18 protein-coding genes are annotated in these 19,707 nt (G+C 47.6%); 12 read left to right on the forward strand and 6 right to left on the reverse strand.

Annotated features, from left to right (window positions below):
• Positions 1–3 precede the first annotated feature (3 nt).
• On the reverse strand, positions 4–720 hold the full coding sequence (gene hda, locus AAZR23_RS07265; protein WP_112550905.1) for a DnaA inactivator Hda: 717 nt from the start codon (positions 718–720) through the stop codon (positions 4–6).
• 791 nt (positions 721–1,511) lie between these two features.
• On the opposite strand from hda, the gene AAZR23_RS07270 reads away from it, so the two are divergent.
• Together AAZR23_RS07270 and AAZR23_RS07275 are read left to right on the forward strand one after the other, a co-directional pair.
• Positions 1,512–2,033 carry a filamentous hemagglutinin N-terminal domain-containing protein gene (locus tag AAZR23_RS07270; protein WP_434691549.1) on the forward strand — a complete coding sequence of 174 codons (522 nt, stop codon included), beginning with the start codon at positions 1,512–1,514 and terminating at the stop codon, positions 2,031–2,033.
• A gap of 383 nt (positions 2,034–2,416) precedes the next feature.
• On the forward strand, positions 2,417–3,343 hold the full coding sequence (locus tag AAZR23_RS07275; protein ID WP_434691550.1) for a filamentous hemagglutinin N-terminal domain-containing protein: 927 nt from the start codon (positions 2,417–2,419) through the stop codon (positions 3,341–3,343).
• Positions 3,344–3,387: 44 nt separating this feature from the next.
• Here AAZR23_RS07275 and uraA read toward each other — a convergent pair whose 3' ends face one another.
• Both uraA and upp read right to left on the reverse strand, forming a co-directional pair.
• On the reverse strand, positions 3,388–4,680 hold the full coding sequence (gene uraA / locus AAZR23_RS07280; protein ID WP_046893260.1) for a uracil permease: 1,293 nt from the start codon (positions 4,678–4,680) through the stop codon (positions 3,388–3,390).
• Between the two features lie 68 nt (positions 4,681–4,748).
• Positions 4,749–5,375 (reverse strand): uracil phosphoribosyltransferase, encoded by a 627-nt coding sequence (gene upp, locus AAZR23_RS07285; protein WP_434691553.1) that lies wholly within the window; start codon positions 5,373–5,375, stop codon positions 4,749–4,751.
• Positions 5,376–5,628: 253 nt separating this feature from the next.
• On the opposite strand from upp, the gene purM reads away from it, so the two are divergent.
• The 4 genes from purM to AAZR23_RS07305 all read left to right on the forward strand — a co-directional run bounded on the left by purM (position 5,629) and on the right by AAZR23_RS07305 (position 9,283).
• Complete coding sequence (purM, locus tag AAZR23_RS07290; RefSeq protein WP_434691556.1) at positions 5,629–6,669, forward strand: phosphoribosylformylglycinamidine cyclo-ligase; 1,041 nt, start codon at positions 5,629–5,631, stop codon at positions 6,667–6,669.
• Entirely contained in the window at positions 6,669–7,307 is a 639-nt protein-coding gene (gene purN, locus AAZR23_RS07295) for a phosphoribosylglycinamide formyltransferase (protein ID WP_218426237.1), read from the forward strand. Before purM ends, purN begins: the two co-directional genes overlap by 1 nt.
• A gap of 233 nt (positions 7,308–7,540) precedes the next feature.
• Positions 7,541–8,674: an AAA family ATPase gene (locus tag AAZR23_RS07300; RefSeq protein ID WP_046893263.1), complete on the forward strand. Its 1,134-nt coding sequence runs from the start codon at positions 7,541–7,543 to the stop codon at positions 8,672–8,674.
• A 3-nt stretch (positions 8,675–8,677) separates the two neighbouring features.
• Positions 8,678–9,283, forward strand: coding sequence for a DUF4276 family protein (locus tag AAZR23_RS07305; protein WP_046893264.1), 606 nt, complete (start codon positions 8,678–8,680; stop codon positions 9,281–9,283).
• Here the strand turns inward: AAZR23_RS07305 and AAZR23_RS07310 are convergent, their stop codons facing one another.
• Positions 9,284–9,586 carry a helix-hairpin-helix domain-containing protein gene (locus AAZR23_RS07310; protein ID WP_166708074.1) on the reverse strand — a complete coding sequence of 101 codons (303 nt, stop codon included), beginning with the start codon at positions 9,584–9,586 and terminating at the stop codon, positions 9,284–9,286.
• Between the two features lie 205 nt (positions 9,587–9,791).
• Between AAZR23_RS07310 and speG the strand changes: the two genes are divergently transcribed.
• The 5 genes from speG (at position 9,792) to AAZR23_RS07335 (ending at position 17,606) form a co-directional block, all read left to right on the forward strand.
• Positions 9,792–10,382: a spermidine N1-acetyltransferase gene (gene speG / locus AAZR23_RS07315; protein ID WP_046893266.1), complete on the forward strand. Its 591-nt coding sequence runs from the start codon at positions 9,792–9,794 to the stop codon at positions 10,380–10,382.
• A gap of 65 nt (positions 10,383–10,447) precedes the next feature.
• The gene (gene ppk1 / locus AAZR23_RS07320) at positions 10,448–12,520 is read left to right on the forward strand and encodes a polyphosphate kinase 1 (protein WP_107678855.1); all 2,073 of its coding nucleotides are present in this window, start codon (positions 10,448–10,450) and stop codon (positions 12,518–12,520) included.
• Positions 12,521–12,531: 11 nt separating this feature from the next.
• Positions 12,532–14,064: an exopolyphosphatase gene (ppx, locus tag AAZR23_RS07325; RefSeq protein WP_434691562.1), complete on the forward strand. Its 1,533-nt coding sequence runs from the start codon at positions 12,532–12,534 to the stop codon at positions 14,062–14,064.
• Positions 14,065–14,121: 57 nt separating this feature from the next.
• Positions 14,122–15,585 (forward strand): magnesium transporter, encoded by a 1,464-nt coding sequence (gene mgtE / locus AAZR23_RS07330; protein ID WP_434691565.1) that lies wholly within the window; start codon positions 14,122–14,124, stop codon positions 15,583–15,585.
• A gap of 671 nt (positions 15,586–16,256) precedes the next feature.
• Positions 16,257–17,606, forward strand: a complete 1,350-nt coding sequence (locus AAZR23_RS07335; protein ID WP_112550355.1) for an MFS transporter — start codon at positions 16,257–16,259, stop codon at positions 17,604–17,606.
• Positions 17,607–17,676: 70 nt separating this feature from the next.
• On the opposite strand, the gene AAZR23_RS07340 is transcribed toward AAZR23_RS07335, so the two are convergent.
• Positions 17,677–18,099, reverse strand: coding sequence for a DoxX family protein (locus tag AAZR23_RS07340; protein ID WP_166708077.1), 423 nt, complete (start codon positions 18,097–18,099; stop codon positions 17,677–17,679).
• A 401-nt stretch (positions 18,100–18,500) separates the two neighbouring features.
• On the opposite strand from AAZR23_RS07340, the gene phoC reads away from it, so the two are divergent.
• Positions 18,501–19,250 (forward strand): acid phosphatase PhoC, encoded by a 750-nt coding sequence (phoC, locus tag AAZR23_RS07345; protein WP_166708078.1) that lies wholly within the window; start codon positions 18,501–18,503, stop codon positions 19,248–19,250.
• 48 nt (positions 19,251–19,298) lie between these two features.
• On the opposite strand, the gene AAZR23_RS07350 is transcribed toward phoC, so the two are convergent.
• Positions 19,299–19,658 (reverse strand): hypothetical protein, encoded by a 360-nt coding sequence (locus tag AAZR23_RS07350; protein WP_004235239.1) that lies wholly within the window; start codon positions 19,656–19,658, stop codon positions 19,299–19,301.
• Positions 19,659–19,707 lie beyond the last annotated feature (49 nt).

Consider the following 19,707-nt stretch of genomic DNA (forward strand, 5'->3'; position numbering starts at 1 on the left):
CAATCATAACCGCAGGATATCTTTGACAAACGGGATCGTCAGCTTGCGCTGCGCGACAATTGACGCGTGATCGAGCCTGTCCAGCATATCAAACAGTGTGCGCATCTGACGGTCGAGGCGTTTTAAAATAAAGCGCCCGACATCTTCCGGCAGTTCAAAGCCGCGCAGCTTTGCCCGCAACTGCAGTGCCTGAATTTTTTCGTCATCACTGAGCGGATGCAGTTTGTAAATCTGCCCCCAGTCCAGCCGGGAAGCCAGATCGGGTAATTGCAGCGGGATCTGCCGCGGCGGCCGGTCACCGGTGATCAGCAGGCAGGTTCTGCCGGTTTCAAGAATCCGGTTATAGAGATTAAACAGCGCCATTTCCCACTCTTCATCACCGGCAATGCACTGCACATTATCAATGCAGACCAGCGACAGATGCTCCATCCCCTCCAGTACATCCGGCACAAACCAGGCGCGTTTATCCAGCGGGACATACCCTACCGCCCTGTCTTTGGAAGAGACTTCCGCACAGGCGGCATGTAACAGGTGGCTTTTGCCGCCCCCGTCGCGGGACCAGAAATAGAGATAGCTGCCGTGCGGCTGATTGATCGCCGTCTGAATAGCGGATAACAACGATGCATTTTCCCCCGCGTAGAAACTGTTGAAAGTCTCATCATCAGGAAGAGAGAGCGGTAGTGACAGTTGTGATGGCGTGTTCAGAGTTACCTCGGCCAACGGGTGAACAAACATGACTAGTTTAACATAAATTCACCGGCTAAATGAACCCGTTCCCGGCAAAACCTCACCGGATGCAGATAATTGCAACAATTCTTTTTTGTAACGTTTCACAACTTATAATTCAAAATGCAGATGATTACATAAAACACCCTCACCTGCGTGATTCAAATGATTACTGATATTTTATCTGACCCCGGGGCTGATAAACTAATATCCGCATAATACACAAATATTATACAAGGATGTCTGTAATGGAGACATCGTTCAAAAAATCATCAGGAAATCCAAGCGCTGTAAACAGTACATTAATTAATAATGGCATTGCTTGCAGCCATGTTAATATTGGATTTAATAAAAATTTTATTACTGACAGAAGTACCACAAAAAATAACAACGCTGCTGACTGAAGTATCAGATTAAAGATAAAACATTCTTAATTCATTAACACCCACTTCATTAACACATTCCGATCTGTTATTTAACAATGCAGAAACTCAAAATCAGAAAATAACAAAGATACTTACCTTCCCGGACTGGCTGTTTATTCCCGCAACATTCCTGCCAAAAAAAATCACAGCATGCTCCCTGAGTAAATGCCTAATAACGACATCAAAATAGATATTAATTATGTGACAGATAATGATGAATTTAAAGAATGTATACATCACAAGAATAAAAAACCATTAAATTTAAAATAATAACCATATGGTTTATATTCCAATTATTTAATTACAACAACTCGTCTGTTTGTGGTAAAAAATACGCTCAATTCAACATAAGGAAATATCATGAAAAAGAATGGACTATTACTTTCAATTTTAGTTTTATCACCATTATCACTTGCTCTGGCAAATACGACAGACATAAGTATTGTGAATAATACTGCGAAACTCAGCCATCACGAAAATAAGAGTGTAGTTACTATTTCAGAAAAAGAAAATTCAAACTTATCGCACATTAAATATGATAAATTTAATGTCGGCAGCGAAGGTTTGACTTTCAATAACCACATCGGGGCTGATACGATTATTAATGAAGTAGTTTCTCAGTCTGCCTCTGAACTGAATGGTGAGATCCGCATTGAAGGGAAAAAAGCTAAATTCACATTGGTCAATCCAAACGGCATTGTGTGTAACTCCGGTTGTCATTTCATAAATACTACCTCTGCGAATTTGGTTGTCGGAGGAAAAATGCTTACTCCGTATCGCATTATCGGGGGATTTGCCCGTGAAAATAAATTAGTAATTAAAAATACAACAAAAAAAATCGCAAAAAAATTAATTCTTAATAGTCCCAATATTGAAATCTAAAAAAGCCATATAATTGCTGATGAAATTTCTATCAATAATATTTACAACTATATAAATAACACACTGTCAAGGGCTAAAATAACGATTGACAAACAATCAAAGATAGAAGCCGATGACATTAATATCAGAATACTGGAGACTAAGTTTGAAAACAATGGAATAATCAGCGGGAAAATAGATGCTAAGTTATCATACTCGGATATTATAAATAATGGAAAAATCACCGTAAATAGCGGATCAAAAATCAACAATATAAATACTAAATTCTCCGGAAATAGACAAAATATAATTTTTATAAAAAACCACATACCATATATCTCTAATTAAATTTAAAATAAAAATCATATTATTTTCACTCTCTTTTTCATAAAATGGTATAAATAATGATCAATAAAAAAGCACTATTACTATCCGCTCTGATTTTTACTTGTGATACAACTGCAGGCTCAGTATATACTTACCCTTCAGGCCATGTAATAAAAATCAAAAACCAGGCAGCTGAAATTATTGCCGGTGATAAAAAACCCGAACTGATACTGAAACAAAAAGGTGACGACCGTGAATCCCATGTCACTTTTGAACAGTTCAATGTTGGCCTCAATGGTTTAAAAATAAATAATAAAATCAATGCCCGCTATATCATTACCGAGGTTGTTTCTGATGATATTTCCCGCCTGGAAGGTGATATCAGAGTCACCCATAATAAGGCTAATCTTTTTATTATTAATCCTAACGGAATTACCATAAGCAATAAATTTAAGATATCAGGCACGATATATAACCATCTTATTACGGGCCGGATGAAAAGCCCTGTTGATGACTGGGATGATATCTGGCCCGGACAGATAGAGCATAATGGCGGTGAACTGAATATATCCGGCGCAAAGCGTCGTGGTAACTTTGATAACACAACATTAATCAGCAGTAATATCAATATGGATAAAAGTAAATTATATGCAAACAACCTTCATATTGAGACAATCTCAGATACCTATGATAAATATCCCGGCGCACCTAAAATCACGATTAACAAAGATACTGAAATACATGCCGGTTTACTAAGTGCTGAACTCACCGGTGTAAAATTCAAAAACTTCGGGAAAATAACCGGTGACCTTGAGTTCAGAACAAATGATGTGACAATAGAAAATACGGGAACGATTACCGGAGGTACCGGGAAAATAGCCTACCGGGGAAATATGCATTTCAACGGAAAAAACAATACACAATACAATAACAGTGATGTGTTCCGGGACATTGACGGGGATAGCATTTTCGATACAGGATTTAAAACAGTCACTATTGAATAGCACAATAACACCGGAGAAGTACTTTGTACTTCTCCGGTAAAGTATCAGTTATCTTTCTTCACTTCATCCAGATTGACATCCACCACCCGCTCTTCCGGGCGGATAATATTCACCAGACGGAACACCAGTGCCAGACCAATCCCGACAACCGTTGCCAGTGCCATACCTTTCAGTTCAGCCGCGCCGATATGAATAGTCGCCCCGCTGACCCCGATAATCAGGATAACTGCGGTCAGAATCAGGTTTTGCGGCTTGTTATAATCCACTTTGGAATCAATCAGCACACGGATACCGGATGCACCGATAACCCCGTACAGCAGCAGTGATACCCCGCCCATCACCGGAACCGGCACAGCGGCAATCGCAGCGGCCAGTTTACCGACGCAGGAGAGCAGAATCGCCAGTATCGCCGCCCCGCCGATAACCCAGGAGCTGTACACTTTGGTAATCGCCATCACGCCGATATTTTCACCGTACGTGGTATTAGGTGTGGAGCCGAAGAAGCCGGACAGTACCGTCGAGAAGCCGTTGGCAAACATAGAGCGGTGCAGACCGGGATCTTTCATCAGGTCACGTTTGACGATATTCGCCGTCACAACCAGATGACCAACGTGCTCGGCAATAACCACCAGCGCGGCCGGTAAGATGGTCAGAATAGCAAACCACTCAAAACGCGGTGTATAGAAAGTCGGCAGCGCAAACCACGGCGCTTCACTCACCGGGGTTAAATCCACCGCGCCCATAAAGAAGGCCAGCGCATAACCGGTCAGTACCCCGATAAGGATCGGGATAATCGCCAGGAAGCCGCGGAACACCACAGAACCGAGAATCGTTACCCCGAGAGTGGTCAGGGAGATAATCAGCGTGGTGCTGTCCGGCGTTGCGCCGTTTTCAAATTTCAGCCCGGCCATACCGGCAGCAGTACCGGCCAGCTCAAGACCGATGACCGCAACAATTGCGCCCATCGCCGCAGGCGGGAACAACACATTGATCCAGCCGCGTCCGGCGATTTTGACAATCCCCGCCACCAGCATAAATAGCAGCCCGCAGATGATAAACCCGCCGAGGGCAAGCTCATACCCGAGCGGCAGTAAAATCAGCACCGGTGAAATAAAAGCAAAGCTGGAGCCCAGGTATGCCGGGATTTTTCCTTTACAGATAAACAGATACAGCAGCGTCCCGATACCGTTAAATAACAGGATCGTGGCCGGGTTTACCTGAAACAGAATCGGCACCAGAACCGTTGCACCAAACATCGCAAACAGGTGCTGTAAACTTAACGGAATGGTGACCAGCAGTGGTGGGCGTTCATCGACTTCAATAACGCGGCGCGTCATCTTAAACCTCTTAATGATTACTCAGGGATATGCCAAAAAAAAGCCGACTATCAAGTCGGCTCATTAACTTATTTCGTACCAAATATCTTATCGCCCGCATCACCCAGGCCCGGCACAATGTAACCGTGCTCGTTGAGATGATCGTCGACGGATGCCGTGTACAGCTCAACATCCGGATGGGCTTTTTCCAGTGCTTTCAGACCTTCCGGTGCAGCAACCAGTACGAGGATTTTAATCGCGGTGCAGCCTGCTTTTTCCAGCAGATCGATAGTGGCGATCATCGAACCGCCGGTTGCCAGCATCGGGTCAACCACCAGCGCCATGCGTTCTTCAATATTAGAGGCTAATTTCTGGAAGTACGGTACCGGCTCCAGTGTCTCTTCATCACGGTAAACACCGACAACACTGATACGGGCACTCGGGATACTTTCCAGCACACCGTTCATCATACCGATACCCGCACGCAGGATAGGTACGACGGTAATCTTTTTACCCTTGATTTGTTCAATTTCGACCGGACCACACCAGCCGTCAATTGTCACTTTCTCAGTTTCTAAGTCTGAAGTTGCTTCATAGGTCAGCAGGCTACCGACTTCTGAGGCCAGTTCACGAAAGCGTTTTGTGCTTATATCATGATCTCGCATCAGGCCAAGTTTGTGTTTAACGAGCGGGTGTTTTACCTCGGTGACTTTCATGGGTTCTCCTACTGTGTAAGCCCTGGCGGACAAAAAAATCGCGAGATTATACCGCTTTTCTGCTGTTGCGCCACCCTTGATTTGTTGATTATAGTCAATTATCACGCGTTTCATGTTCGTTACATGAATAAGTGTGAACTGACGCATTTTGACAAAATCCGGCGTAAATCCTCTCGCAAACGTTTGCGTGGCCTGTTAGAATAGCCGCGTTTTCGATTCACCCACTTACTTGCAATCGCCGTTGGGGGCCGCAGTGACTGACAAAACTTCCCTGAGTTACAAAGATGCCGGTGTTGATATTGATGCCGGTAATGCCTTAGTTTCCCGTATTAAGCATGTTGTCAAAGAGACACGCCGTCCTGAAGTGATGGGCGGACTGGGTGGTTTCGGTGCGCTGTGTGCGGTACCGCAGAAATATAAAGAGCCGGTGCTGGTTTCCGGCACTGACGGCGTCGGCACCAAGCTGCGCCTGGCCATGGATCTGGCACGCCATGACACTATCGGTATCGACCTCGTTGCTATGTGCGTGAACGACCTGGTGGTCGCCGGTGCTGAGCCCCTCTTCTTCCTCGACTATTACGCGACCGGTAAACTGGATGTCGACACCGCCGCCCGCGTGGTTACCGGTATTGCCGAAGGCTGTAAGCAGGCGGGTTGTGCGCTGGTCGGCGGTGAAACCGCTGAAATGCCGGGCATGTATCACGGTAATGATTATGACGTGGCCGGGTTCTGTGTCGGTGTGGCGGAAAAATCAGAAATTATTGACGGCAGCAAGGTCCGTGCCGGTGATGTGCTGATCGCGCTGGCATCCAGCGGCCCGCACTCCAACGGCTATTCCCTGATCCGCAAAATCCTGGAAGTCAGCAAGACTGACCCTGCGACAACAGAGCTTGACGGCAAATCCCTGGCAGACCATCTGCTGGCACCGACCAAAATCTATGTCAAATCCGTACTGCAACTGATTGAAAATACCGATGTCCACGCGATTGCGCACCTGACCGGCGGCGGTTTCTGGGAGAATATCCCGCGTGTGTTACCGGCCTGTACTCAGGCGCGGATTGATGCCGCATCCTGGCAGTGGCCATCCGTCTTTAACTGGCTGCAACAGGCCGGCAATGTGGATGATTATGAAATGTACCGTACCTTTAACTGTGGTGTCGGTATGGTGATCGCCCTGCCTGCCTCTGCTGTACCGGCTGCACTCGCCCTGCTGACTGAAGCCGGTGAGAACGCATGGCTGATTGGTGATATCGCGGTGTGCCGCGAAGATGAGCCGCAGGTTATCATCCGCTGATGAAGAAACGCCTTGTTGTGCTGATTTCCGGCAGCGGCAGTAATTTGCAGGCGTTAATTGACGCCTGCAATTCACACAGTCTCAATGCAGAGATTGTCGCAGTATTCAGTAACAAAGCAGACGCTTACGGGTTAATCCGGGCTCAGAATGCCGGAATTCCCGCTCAGTCACTCCGCCAGGCGGATTTCCCTTCACGGGATGATTTCGATGCCGCACTACAGGATCAGATTGATGAATACCGCCCTGATGTCATTATTCTCGCCGGATATATGCGGATTCTGACACCAGCTTTTGTCCGTCACTATCACGGCAGAATGCTGAATATCCACCCCTCTCTGCTGCCGAAATATCCGGGTCTGCACACGCACCGCAAAGTCCTGGAAAACGGGGACGCTGAACACGGTACTTCTGTCCATTTCGTGACGGAAGAGCTGGACGGCGGGCCGGTCATTTTGCAGGCACGCATTGCGGTTCAGCCCGGCGATACCGAAGAAACCCTCACCGCACGGATACAGCAGGAAGAACACCGCATTTATCCGCAGGTCGTTAACTGGTATGTGCAGGGGCGTTTACTGTTGCAGGAAGATGGTGTGTATCTGGATGAGCAGTTGCTGTCGCCGGACGGTTTCCATTCATAAAATAAATGCCCCGCTGACATGCGGGCCATTTATCTATACTTATTCTCTTTTATTCCCGTAATTTCTTTTTTTGTTGGAATAATGCTCACAACTTTATCTTCCATCCCCGATAATCCGGCAGCATAGTGCTATGTTGTTGCTACCAACAGGTAACAATACTCTTGTTTGACAAAATTTAATTCAGACTGCAATAATTGCTGTTATCTGAATGACATAACCCTGAAGGTATGACCATGAAAATTACCCGAGTCCGTCTGAAAAACTGGAAAAACTTCCGGAATATCGATATCAATATGAATGATCGGGTATATATCATCGGTCCTAACGCCGTGGGTAAATCTAACTTCCTGGATGTTTTTCGTTTTATGAGTGACCTTTGCAAGGATGGCGGCGGCTTACAGAAAGCGGTTAACGACCGGGGCGGTATCACCAAATTACGTTGCCTTCAGGCACGTAATGATACTGAAGTAGCTATTATTCTGAATTTATCAGACGATAATAATGAATGGGTGTATGAATTAAAATTCAAAGCATCCGGTAAAGGAAAACAATTGATTCATATTACCAGTGAAAATGTCACTCTTAATAATGAGTCTATATTGTCCCGGCCGAACTCCAATGATCAATCTGATGAGATACAGCTGACACAAACGCATCTGGAACAAATTTTAGCTAATCAGCCATTCCGGCCTGTCGCTCAGTTTTTCGCATCTGTCACATATCTGCATATTGTTCCTCAGTTACTTAAGTTTGCCAAAGAAATCGGTATCACCAAAATTGAAGATGATCCTTTTGGTCAGGGATTTTTAGATCGTCTGGCTAATACGAATGCCAAAACCCGGGATTCGTGGCTGAAAAAAATTCAGGCCGGTTTATCTATTGCTGTGCCGCAATTTAAAGAACTCCGCTTTGAGCGTGACAGTTCCGGTCAACCGCATCTCGAAGCCCGTTACGATCACTGGCGCCCTAATGCCGGATGGCAGAAAGAAGACCAGTTTTCCGATGGTACACTGAGACTGATTGGTTTGATGTGGTCTCTTCTTGAAAAAAGACAATTGCTCCTGCTGGAAGAACCGGAACTTTCTCTGAATAATGAAATTGTCCGGTATATCCCTGAAGTAATTGAAAATACGCTGAAAGGAGCCAGGAATCAAAAACAGATCCTTATCAGCACGCACAGTGTTTCGCTGTTAAGCAACAATATAGACGGCAATGATATTATCCTGCTTCTGCCCTCTGAGAACGGTACGACTGCACGCTCTCCGGATGATGACGAACTCGCCGCAATGCGCGCAGGATTAACTGCCGCAGAAATTATGTTACCGCTGACAGTACCTGCCAATATCAGAAAAATGTCAGAGATATAATGAATGAAAATTTCGATCGCGACAGAAGATATTTTAACAGAAGAAGTTATGGTCAAAATACTCTCTTCTGTCAGCGGCATCGATATCCCATTTAAATTAGGGAAGCAAGGCTGTGGTTATCTGAAAAATAACATTCATAAATTCAATGAATTATCTTACCTTCATAATGTACTGGTTGTTTTTGATTCAGATTTACAAACCGATATTAACAAATTCCGATCCTCAATAGAAAAAGAGATAAAAAATAAAAGCAAAAGCCTGGACATTATTATTCCGGTACGGGAAATCGAAAGCTGGATTTTAGCTGATCGCGAAGGGCTGAGTACGTTTCTGAATATTTCAGGTGACAAAATCTGCCGGTCACCGGATGATTTACTTGATCCCAAAGAGAAAATAATAAACCTGGCGAAGCTGTCCAAAAATGCGGATATACGCAAAGGTATTCCGCCCAAAAAAGGGGCAGCCTCAAAAGTCGGGCTGTCTTACAATACGCTTCTGACCCGTTTTGTTCAGGAAAGCTGGGATATTGACAGAGCGAAAGCGCATTCACCCAGCCTGTGTACTGCGCTTATGACGATTAACCGTATTATCAGCCAGGTTAATTCATAACTACCGCAGTTTTGCCATATCATTAAGATACGCTTTGCGCTGACCGGTATAATTCCACCACGGCTGTGCCGGTTTTCCGGCCAGAAAATCAGTGACTGACCAGAATACATCAATGACACAGGGATCCTGACGGACACCGGTTACCGCGCAGAGCATTTCATACATAATGACCGGATCTGAACCGGTAATATCCTGCGGTGTTTCATATCCCAGCAGACGCAGATCTTCCGCCATCGCCTCACCGATATTCGGCAGGTCGGTAAGCGCATTAAGACGGGTGCGGCACACTTTTGTCGGGTTCATGGGAATATCCGGTATTTATTAGTCATCTGCGTATTGTCACATACTTTATCATCAGTCAGCAGAGGCCGGTACTCAAATAACAGGTAATTGTCATAATTTTACACGCCCGCCCCTGTAATGACGCGGAAAAGCCGATCCCCGGATAATTCCGTTTCTGTTATGTGTTACACTGAACAAGAAAATACAATCAATACTGAGGTGATTTATGTCCGGTGGCACTGCTGTTCCGCCTGTAAAACTGCGCCCGCTTGAGCGTGAAGATTTAGCGTTTGTTCATCAGATGGATAATAACGCCAGCATTATGCGTTATTGGTTTGAGGAGCCGTATGAAGCTTTCATTGAATTAAGTGATTTATACGACAAACATATTCACGATCAATCAGAGCGCCGTTTTATTGTCGAAAGCGACGGCACCAAAGTCGGGCTGGTGGAACTGGTGGAAATCAATCATGTGCACCGCCGCGCTGAATTTCAGATCATTATCGCCCCTGCACATCAGGGACACGGATTTGCCTCGCGCGCTGCCCGTCTTGCCATGGATTATGCGTTTTCTGTTCTCAACTTATATAAACTGTATCTGATTGTGGATGTGGAGAATGAAAAAGCGATTCATATTTATAAAAAGCTCGGCTTCCATACCGAAGGTCAGTTAATTGATGAGTTTTTCGTCAACGGAGAATACCGCACCGCGATCCGTATGTGTATTTTTCAGCCGGAATATCTGGTGATGAAAAATAAATCAGCGGATGCAGAAAGCTACGTTGAAAAAAATGCCCGCGTAAAGCAGAACCTGTAATGTTTTTTTAGTAAACTGTACACTGTGTTCAACCCAGATTCAGCGTAACCCGTTCCGGAGTAACAATGTCCCAAGATAGGCTCTATATGGAAAAAGAACTCAGTTGGCTGTCGTTCAACGAACGGGTTCTTCAGGAGGCCGCCGACAAACGCAACCCGCTGATCGAGCGTATGCGTTTTCTGGGCATTTACTCAAATAACCTGGATGAGTTTTACAAAGTCCGCTACGCGGATGTTAAACGCCGCATCCTGATTAATGAGGAACAACGCGGTTCCGGAGCCAGCGGTCGTCATCTGCTGCGTAAAATTGAAAACAAAGTGGCAAAACAGGATCAGGCATTTGATACCCTGTATAACGACCTGCTGCTGGAAATGGCCCGTAATCAGATTTTCCTGATCAACGAACGTCAGATTTCGCCGAAACAGCAAATCTGGCTGCGTCAGTATTTCCGCCAGCATCTGCGCCAGCACATCACGCCGATTATGATCCAGACCAGCACCGATCTGGTCGAATTCCTCAAAGATGATTACACCTATCTGGTGGTGGAGATTGTCAAATCCGGTCGTGAGACCCGCTATGCGCTGCTGGAAATTCCGTCCGATAAAGTGCCGCGCTTTGTCAATCTGCCGACAGAAAACGGCCGCCGCCGCCAGTCGATGATCCTTATCGACAATATCCTGCGCTACTGTCTGGATGAAATCTTCAAGGGCTTTTTTGATTTCGATGCCCTCAATGCCTATTCCATGAAAATGACGCGTGATGCGGAGTATGACCTCGCCACCGAGATGGAATCCGGGATGCTGGAGATGATGTCTTCCACGCTGAAACAGCGTCTGACCGCCGAGCCGGTGCGCTTTGTTTATCAGCGCGATATGCCGGATGAAATGGTGACACTGCTGCGTGAGAAACTCGGTCTGACCAATGATGACTCCGTGATTGCAGGCGGACGCTACCATAACTTTAAAGACTTCATCCGCTTCCCGAATGAAGGTAATAAGAATTTATTAAACAAGCCTCTGCCGCGTCTGCGTCATGTCTGGTTTGATCATCACCGTAACGGGTTTGATGCTATCCGTGAGCGGGATGTGCTGCTCTATTATCCGTATCACACATTTGAACATGTGCTGGAGCTGCTGCGTCAGGCCTCTTTTGACCCGAGCGTAATTTCCATCAAGATGAATATCTACCGTGTCGCCAAGGATTCCCGCATTATCGATTCCATGATCCACGCGGCGCACAACGGCAAAAAAGTGACCGTGGTGGTGGAGTTACAGGCGCGTTTTGATGAAGAAGCGAATATTCACTGGGCACGGCACCTGACGGCAGCTGGTGTACATGTTATTTTCTCCGCGCCGGGGCTGAAAATCCACGCCAAGCTGTTTATTATCTCGCGGCTGGAAGACGGGGATGTGATCCGCCGTTACGCCCATATCGGCACCGGTAACTTTAACGAAAAAACCGCGCGTATCTACACGGACTATTCACTGCTGACCGCCAATGAAGAGATCACCAATGAAGTCCGGCGTGTGTTCAACTTTATTGAAAACCCGTACCGGCCGGTCACGTTTGATAACCTGATGGTGTCCCCGCAGAATTCACGGGCGATGCTGAATCAGCTGATTGATGATGAAATTGCCAATGCACTGGCCGGTTATGACGCCGGAATCACGCTGAAAATCAATAATCTGGTAGATAAGCAACTGAGTGAGCGTCTGTATGATGCCTCCGAAGCCGGGGTAAAAATCCGTCTGCTGGTGCGCGGCATGTGCGCGCTGGTACCGGGGCAGGTGCCGTACAGTGAGAATATCCAGGTGACCAGTATCGTTGACCGTTTCCTGGAGCATGACAGGGTGTATGTATTCACCAACAAAGGGGATGAAAAAGTCTATCTCTCCTCTGCTGACTGGATGACCCGCAATATCGATTACCGGATTGAAGTGGCTGTGCGCCTGCTCGACCCGGTACTGCGCCGCCGGGTGCTCGATATTCTGGATATTCAGTTCAGTGATAATGAGAAGGCACGTTATCTCGATAAAGAGATGTCCAACCATTATGTGCCGCGCGGCAACAAGCGGAAAGTCCGCTCGCAGATGGCGGTTTATGACTATATTCGTTCCCTGGAACAACCGGATAACTAAAAGGCCCGTTCATGCCATTATCACTGATCACTGAAAAAGATCGTCCGCTGGAAATTGCAGCCATCGACCTCGGGTCAAACAGCTTTCATATGGTAATTGCCCGTATTGTCAACGGTGCACTCCAGGTTCTCAGCCGCCTGAAGCAGCGGGTGTATCTGGCTGAAGGTTTAAATGATCAGAATGAACTGAGTGAAGAAGCCATGGCGCGCGGGCTGGCCTGTCTGGCGCTGTTTGCCGAACGTCTTCAGGGCTTTCCCGCCGCGCAGGTCACGATTGTCGGGACGCACAGTCTGCGTGAGGCAGTCAACGCGCACGAGTTTGTCGAACGTGCTGCGGCGGTGATCCCCTACCCGATTGAAATTATTTCCGGTCACGAGGAAGCACGCCTGATTTTTATGGGCGTTGAACACACACAGCCGGAAAAAGGCCGCAAACTGGTGATAGATATCGGCGGCGGCTCGACGGAGCTGGTGATCGGCGAACGTTTTGAGCCGATTTTAATTGAAAGCCGCCGTATGGGGTGTGTCAGTTTCAGCCGCCAGTTTTTTCCGGACGGCAAAATTACCGAAGCCAGTTTCAACCGCGCCCGCCTGATGGCGGTTTCCAAACTGGAAAACCTGGCCATTGCGTTCCGTGTGCAGGGCTGGGATGTATGTCTCGGCGCCTCCGGTACGATTAAGGTGGCTTGTGAGATCCTGCGTGAACTGGGTGAGCGGGACGGTATTATCACCCCTGTCCGTCTGGAAATGCTGGTCAAACAGGTACTGCGTTATAAGCGGTTTGATGCCCTGAATTTACCGGGCCTGTCTGACGATCGCAAAAAAGTGTTTGTGCCGGGTCTGGCGATTTTATGCGGTCTGTTTGACGCACTGGAAATTACGGAACTGCGTCTGTCTGCCGGTGCCCTGCGCGAAGGGGTACTGTATGAGATGGAAGGCCGTTTCCGTCATCAGGACATCCGCCAGCGCACCGCACAAAGTCTGGTGGAACATTACAATGTGGATAACGCCCAGGTACTGCGTGTCCTGACCACCATGAAAAACCTGTACCGGCAATGGGCGGAGCAGAATCCGTCCCTGGTTGATCCGCAGCAGGAAGCGATTCTTGTCTGGGCGGTCTGGCTGCACGAAGTCGGGCTGAGTATCAACCTGTCAGGCCTGCACCGCCATTCGGCCTATATTCTGCAGAATACCAATTTACCGGGATTCACTCAGGAGCAGCAGCTTCTGCTTGCCACGCTGGTGCGTTATCACCGCAAGGCGGTAAAAAGTGACGATATCCCGAAGTTCACACTGTTTAAACGTAAACAGGTCATCCCTCTGATACAGATCCTGCGTCTCGCGGTATTACTGAATAATCAGCGCCAGTCCACCACCAAACGTGCAACATTGCGTCTGGAAACTAATGAAGGACACTGGACACTGTTTTTTCCGCGCCACTATCTGACTATCAATACATTAATGCAGCTTGATCTGGAAAAAGAGCAGGCTTACTGGGATGATGTGCCCGGCTGGCACCTCGGTATAAAAGAAGAAGACGTCTAACAGGGAGAATCCCCGGCCAGTCTTATTTGTTTAAAGTTTTATGTGTAAAGGAAAATCATGTCTGAACACAGTTTCTCCATTGATAACTCATCACCGGTCAATCCGCATTCCCAGCGGCTGGCACACATTCGTCAGCAGGTTTTGCCCCTGTTCCTCAACGACTCACAGTTTGTGGAAACCATTCTGGGCACCGCCGATGAACATGCCAGGCTCAGTGATGATGAGCTGCATTCAAAATCAAAATTAGTCAAAAATCTGCTGACAGATCTCCACGCCGCTGACCTTGCGGATATGCTGGAAGCCCTGCCCTATGATGAGCGTCTTGCGCTCTGGCACCTGATTGATAACCATCAGCGCGGGGAAGTGCTGGTGGAAGCCTCTGTTTCCGTGTGGGACAGTCTGATTAAAGATATGTCAGACAAAGAGCTGCTGCGCGCCGTCGCCACCCTGCATGTGGATGAGCAGGCCTATATCGCCGAGCACTTGCCGCGCGATACCATGCGCCGCCTGCTGACCTATCTGGAACCAAGTCTGCGCAACCGCATCCGTACGGTTCTTCAGTATCCGGCGGACAGTATCGGGCAGATGATGGACTTTGAGTTTGTCACCGTACGCGGCAATGTCCCGCTGAAAACGGTTCAGCGTTTTCTGCGCTACCGCAGTAATATTCCGGAAGCCACGGATAAAATCTTTGTTATCGACAGCAATAATATTTTGCAGGGCGAGTTGCCGCTGACCACTATTCTGACCCAGTCACCGGATAAACTGGTTTCTGATGTGATGAAAACCAGCCCGGTCACCTTCCTGCCGGATGAAAAAGGCGAAGATGCCTCCGGCGCGTTCGAACGTTATGACTTAATCTCCGCCGCCGTCGTCGATAATAACGGGCGGCTGCTCGGACGTCTGACCGTTGAGGATATCGTTGATAACCTCAACGAAGAAAGCGAGGAAAACATCCGTCGTATGGGGGGGTTAAGCCCTGAAGAGGATGTGTTTGCGCCTGTCGGCCAGGCGGTAAAAAACCGCTGGGCGTGGCTGGCAATTAACCTCTGTACAGCCTTTGTGGCCTCCCGTGTGGTTGGTGTGTTTGAGGACACTATCTCGCAGCTGGTCGCACTTGCCACCCTGATGCCGATTGTCGCCGGTATCGGCGGTAATACCGGTAACCAGACCATCACGATGATTGTCCGTGCACTGGCTCTGCACCAAATCCAGCACGGCAGTTTCTCTTTCCTGATGCTGCGTGAACTGGGCGTCGCCCTTATCAACGGCGTCGTCTGGGGCGGGATTATGGGGGTGGTCACGTATCTGCTCTACGGCGATATTGCCATGGGGGCGGTGATGACACTGGCCATGGTGCTTAACCTGCTGATGGCCGCCATGATGGGTGTGCTGATCCCGCTGACAATGATGAAGCTCGGCCGCGACCCGGCACTCGGTGCCAGCGTGATGATCACCGCGATCACCGATACCGGCGGATTTTTCATCTTTTTAGGTCTTGCCACCCTGTTCCTGGTCTGATTTTTGCTCAGATAACCGGCTGCGGCCACGGAAAGAGAAGTGTTACTTCAGCTCTCCGTGGCCGTTTTTGTCTCTTTCCGCTGTATTCCCGTATCTTCGCCGTCACCACAACACAGTGGATTATGATGCCGGACTGACAATATCCGGTGAATATGATCAATTCCCGGCTATTACTTTGAAATAATCATCATGCTGCTCACACTTATTTATATTTATTTACCGCTATTCACTCATGAGAATATTGATAAGCCTTATTCATATAAGATCATTAATCCTGTTTTATAAACCAGTATTTCGGGTAAATAATAATAAGGGCCGAAACCTCAATTATTCCGCTGATTATCTCTCCCGGTTTTCATAATATGCTGTCATTCCTGATTCCTTAACGTTATCATCCGTGACACAAATCATATTTAGTTCAATATTCCAACTTAAAACATACAACAAGAATATACATCTTGTTTTTGCCGGTACTGTTTACAATATACGGAACTTCTTGCTATAACAAAGCATACCCTCCGGTAACAGACAATTCCTGTTTTTTTATTTCCGGCTATCGTTGAGATAACCGGGATAGTGTTGCCGCTACCTCTCTTTTGGGAAATACAAATGAGAAAAAAAATGACACGACCCCCGTCATTGAATAAATGAGTAAATAAAAGGACATACTTATGACAACCGATACATCGCCATTAAGTCAGCCTCAGGCAAGGCCATTAAATAAAAACGATTATAAAACACTGGGATTATCTTCCCTCGGCGGCACGCTTGAATTCTATGATTTTGTCATATTTGTGTTTTTTACCGGTACACTAACCCACTTGTTTTTCCCGGGTGATAATGAGTTTATCGCCCAGATGAAAACACTGGGAATTTTTGCCGCCGGTTACCTGGCGCGCCCGCTCGGCGGGATTATTATGGCGCACTTCGGCGATATTATCGGCCGCAAGCGCATGTTTACCCTGAGTATCTTCCTGATGGCCGTTCCGACGCTGGTCATCGGTATGCTGCCGACCTATGAAAGCATCGGTGTGGCAGCACCTGTCCTGTTACTGCTGATGCGGATTTTACAGGGTGCGGCTATCGGCGGTGAGATGCCGGGTGCATGGGTATTTATCGCGGAGCACACACCGGAACAGCGCTACGGGCTGGGTGTCGGTACGCTGACCTCCGGGATTACCGGCGGTATCCTGCTCGGCTCGCTGGTCGCTATCGCGGTTCAGGCTTCTTATACTGCGGCGGAAGTGACTGCATGGGCATGGCGTATTCCGTTTATCCTCGGTGGTGTATTCGGCCTGATTTCTGTTTATCTGCGCCGCTTTTTGCAGGAAACACCGATTTTTAAAGAAATGGCCGCCAAACGGACATTGTCCGAAGAAATGCCGGTGAAAACCGTCCTGAAAAACCACAAAATGGCCTGTTTTGTTACCGCAGGGCTGACCTGGTCATTATCTACCGCTATTGTAGTAATCATCCTGATGACCCCGTCTGTTGTGGTGGAAAAGATGTACGGTATTGATCGCACGCTGTCGTTGCAGGCAAACTGTGTCGCAACGCTGACATTAACCCTCGGCTGTATTTTCTGGGGCTGGCTGGAAGATAAGATCGGCAGCCGTGTGACACTGGCATTGTCCTGGGGCGGATTAGCGATCACCGCGTTCCACTTCTACAGCGCACTGTCACCGGATATCGCGGCGGCATCACTGGTGATTAACTATGCAGTGATGGGCTTCTTTGTCGGTGCGATTGCCACTACGCCAATTATCAGTACCCGGGCATTTCCGCCGGCAATTCGTTTCTCCGGCTTGTCCTTTGCCTACAACATGGCTTACGCGGTATTCGGCGGCTTAACCCCGATGCTGACCGGCGCCTGGTTACAGAAAAGTGCAATGGCACCGGCGTATTATGTGGCGGGCGTGTCAGTACTGGCGATTCTTATCGGCTTTTTACCGCTGGCTCACAAAGGCTGGACAGCGCGTAAAACGCAGAATATAAAAACTGTCGCGGCACAGCAGTCATAACGAAACCGGTAAAACGATAAGGGCGGATCATTATCCGCCCTTTTTCTTTCTGTCTTCGGTGTCTTCTGAATCAGCGCCAGGCCGGATTCTTCATCACTGAATATTTCCCCGGACCGATAAAGGCCAGTGCAATACCACTGATAAAGAAGTACATCAGGCTTTCAATCGCCCATGCCCCTGTCGGGTCAAGCACAAACGTTTTGCTCACGCCGATCATCAGCCAGGCAACTACCATGGTGAAAGAAACCAGCAGCGCGGACGGCCGTGTCAGAATACCGAGAATAATAAAGACCGGTGCGACGATTTCCCCGAAATAAGTCCCGTAAGCGATAAATTCCGGTAACCCGAACGAGGCCAGTAACCCTTTTATCCCCGCTGCACCGGTGAGTAATTTACCGATACCGTGAAACAACATTAATCCGCCGACTGCCAGCCGCAGTAATAATTTCCCGGCATCGTCGTGTGATAACAGCCTGTTGATTACCCCTGTCATAATATCCCCCCGTTGAATGAGAATCTTACTCATTGTGAGTATACGCAGTGATACGCAAAGCGGTAGCAGCAACATTCATTGATGGTGAAAACCGGAAAATTTCATTCATTTTAATTGTTAATAATATGATGACAGAAACAAACTCTGATCCTTTATATTCTCTTATAATATCTGTGTGTTATCTTTTTCAATGATATCAACTCGGTCTTATTTATCAGTTCGTTAACAAAAATCGTGCTGTTTTCATCAAATTATCTGAAAATCATCATCAAAAATACTTACCTGTCTTCCGTCTGTTTTGTCACACTTTTTTGAAAGAGTTAACATCAATTTGCATATCTCCGCCCTACACTGGCAAACAGGTTTCTGAGTAATACTGTTGTATCTGATAAGGAGATGTCATGAAGAAGAATATTATCGCCGGTTGCCTGTTCTCACTGTTTTCCCTTTCCGCACTGGCTGCGATCCCGGCGGGCAACGATGCCACCACCAAGCCGGATTTATATTATCTGAAAAATGAACAGGCTATCGACAGCCTGAAGCTGCTGCCGCCGCCGCCGGAAGTCGGCAGTATTCTGTTCTTAAATGACCAGGCGATGTATGAAAAAGGCCGTATGCTGCGCAATACCGAACGCGGAAAACAGGCACAGGCAGATGCTGATCTGGCAGCGGGCGGGGTAGCAACCGCATTTTCAGGAGCGTTCGGTTATCCGATAACGGAAAAGGATTCTCCGGAGCTGTATAAACTGCTGACTAATATGATTGAGGATGCCGGTGATCTCGCTACCCGCTCCGCCAAAGAGCATTACATGCGTATCCGGCCGTTTGCGTTTTACGGCACAGAAACCTGTAATACCAAAGATCAGAAAAAACTCTCCACTAACGGATCTTACCCGTCCGGTCATACCTCTATCGGCTGGGCAACGGCATTAGTGCTGGCAGAAGTGAATCCGGCAAATCAGGATGCGATTCTGGAACGGGGTTATCAGCTCGGACAGAGCCGTGTCATTTGCGGCTATCACTGGCAGAGTGACGTGGATGCCGCGCGGATTGTCGGATCAGCTGCTGTCGCGACATTGCATTCCGACCCGGCATTTCAGGCGCAGTTAGCGAAAGCCAAACAAGAATTTGCGCAAAAATCACAGAAATAATCGGTGATTTTTTGTCAGGGCAGTGCAATAGCTGCCCTGAAATCTCTGTTATTCCCACATCCAGCGGTCTTCCCGATCCCAGCCTTTTGTTTTCATACAGCTGTAGAAATAACGGTTCCGGCTGTCTTCATTCACATCCATCACGTAACTTTCCGTTACCGGTGTCTGCTCTTTATAGGTTTTGCTGTTACCGCAGTCATCATCCTTTTTGCAGCGTTTTTCCACATCCCGCATGACACTGCGCTGTGCAACTTCATTTTTGACCGGGTAGAGCTTATGTGATTCCGGTTCACAAAATGCATTTGCTTCTGCCCGTGTATATTCTGAGCCGCCCGGGACTTCCACCCAGACAGAAGAACAGCCGGACAGCAGCAGTGCAGAGACAAGAATAAGTCTGTTTTTCATCATTATAGTGCGTATTATCAGCTTGTTAAGAATGCGTAATGTTACTGTACAT

Source organism: Morganella sp. Je.2.23, assembly GCF_051129855.1.
Lineage (GTDB): Bacteria > Pseudomonadota > Gammaproteobacteria > Enterobacterales > Enterobacteriaceae > Morganella > Morganella sibonii.

Coding starts and splice junctions, on each gene's coding strand:
- AAZR23_RS07340 (WP_166708077.1), bottom strand. CDS start 18,099: ATGACAGGGGTAATCAACAGGCTGTTATCACACGACGATGCCGGGAAA.
- AAZR23_RS07275 (WP_434691550.1), top strand. CDS start 2,417: ATGATCAATAAAAAAGCACTATTACTATCCGCTCTGATTTTTACTTGT.
- AAZR23_RS07270 (WP_434691549.1), top strand. CDS start 1,512: ATGAAAAAGAATGGACTATTACTTTCAATTTTAGTTTTATCACCATTA.
- AAZR23_RS07335 (WP_112550355.1), top strand. CDS start 16,257: ATGACAACCGATACATCGCCATTAAGTCAGCCTCAGGCAAGGCCATTA.
- upp (WP_434691553.1), bottom strand. CDS start 5,375: ATGAAAGTCACCGAGGTAAAACACCCGCTCGTTAAACACAAACTTGGC.
- AAZR23_RS07305 (WP_046893264.1), top strand. CDS start 8,678: ATGAAAATTTCGATCGCGACAGAAGATATTTTAACAGAAGAAGTTATG.
- phoC (WP_166708078.1), top strand. CDS start 18,501: ATGAAGAAGAATATTATCGCCGGTTGCCTGTTCTCACTGTTTTCCCTT.
- ppx (WP_434691562.1), top strand. CDS start 12,532: ATGCCATTATCACTGATCACTGAAAAAGATCGTCCGCTGGAAATTGCA.
- speG (WP_046893266.1), top strand. CDS start 9,792: ATGTCCGGTGGCACTGCTGTTCCGCCTGTAAAACTGCGCCCGCTTGAG.
- mgtE (WP_434691565.1), top strand. CDS start 14,122: ATGTCTGAACACAGTTTCTCCATTGATAACTCATCACCGGTCAATCCG.
- AAZR23_RS07300 (WP_046893263.1), top strand. CDS start 7,541: ATGAAAATTACCCGAGTCCGTCTGAAAAACTGGAAAAACTTCCGGAAT.
- AAZR23_RS07350 (WP_004235239.1), bottom strand. CDS start 19,658: ATGATGAAAAACAGACTTATTCTTGTCTCTGCACTGCTGCTGTCCGGC.
- purN (WP_218426237.1), top strand. CDS start 6,669: ATGAAGAAACGCCTTGTTGTGCTGATTTCCGGCAGCGGCAGTAATTTG.
- ppk1 (WP_107678855.1), top strand. CDS start 10,448: ATGTCCCAAGATAGGCTCTATATGGAAAAAGAACTCAGTTGGCTGTCG.
- uraA (WP_046893260.1), bottom strand. CDS start 4,680: ATGACGCGCCGCGTTATTGAAGTCGATGAACGCCCACCACTGCTGGTC.
- AAZR23_RS07310 (WP_166708074.1), bottom strand. CDS start 9,586: ATGAACCCGACAAAAGTGTGCCGCACCCGTCTTAATGCGCTTACCGAC.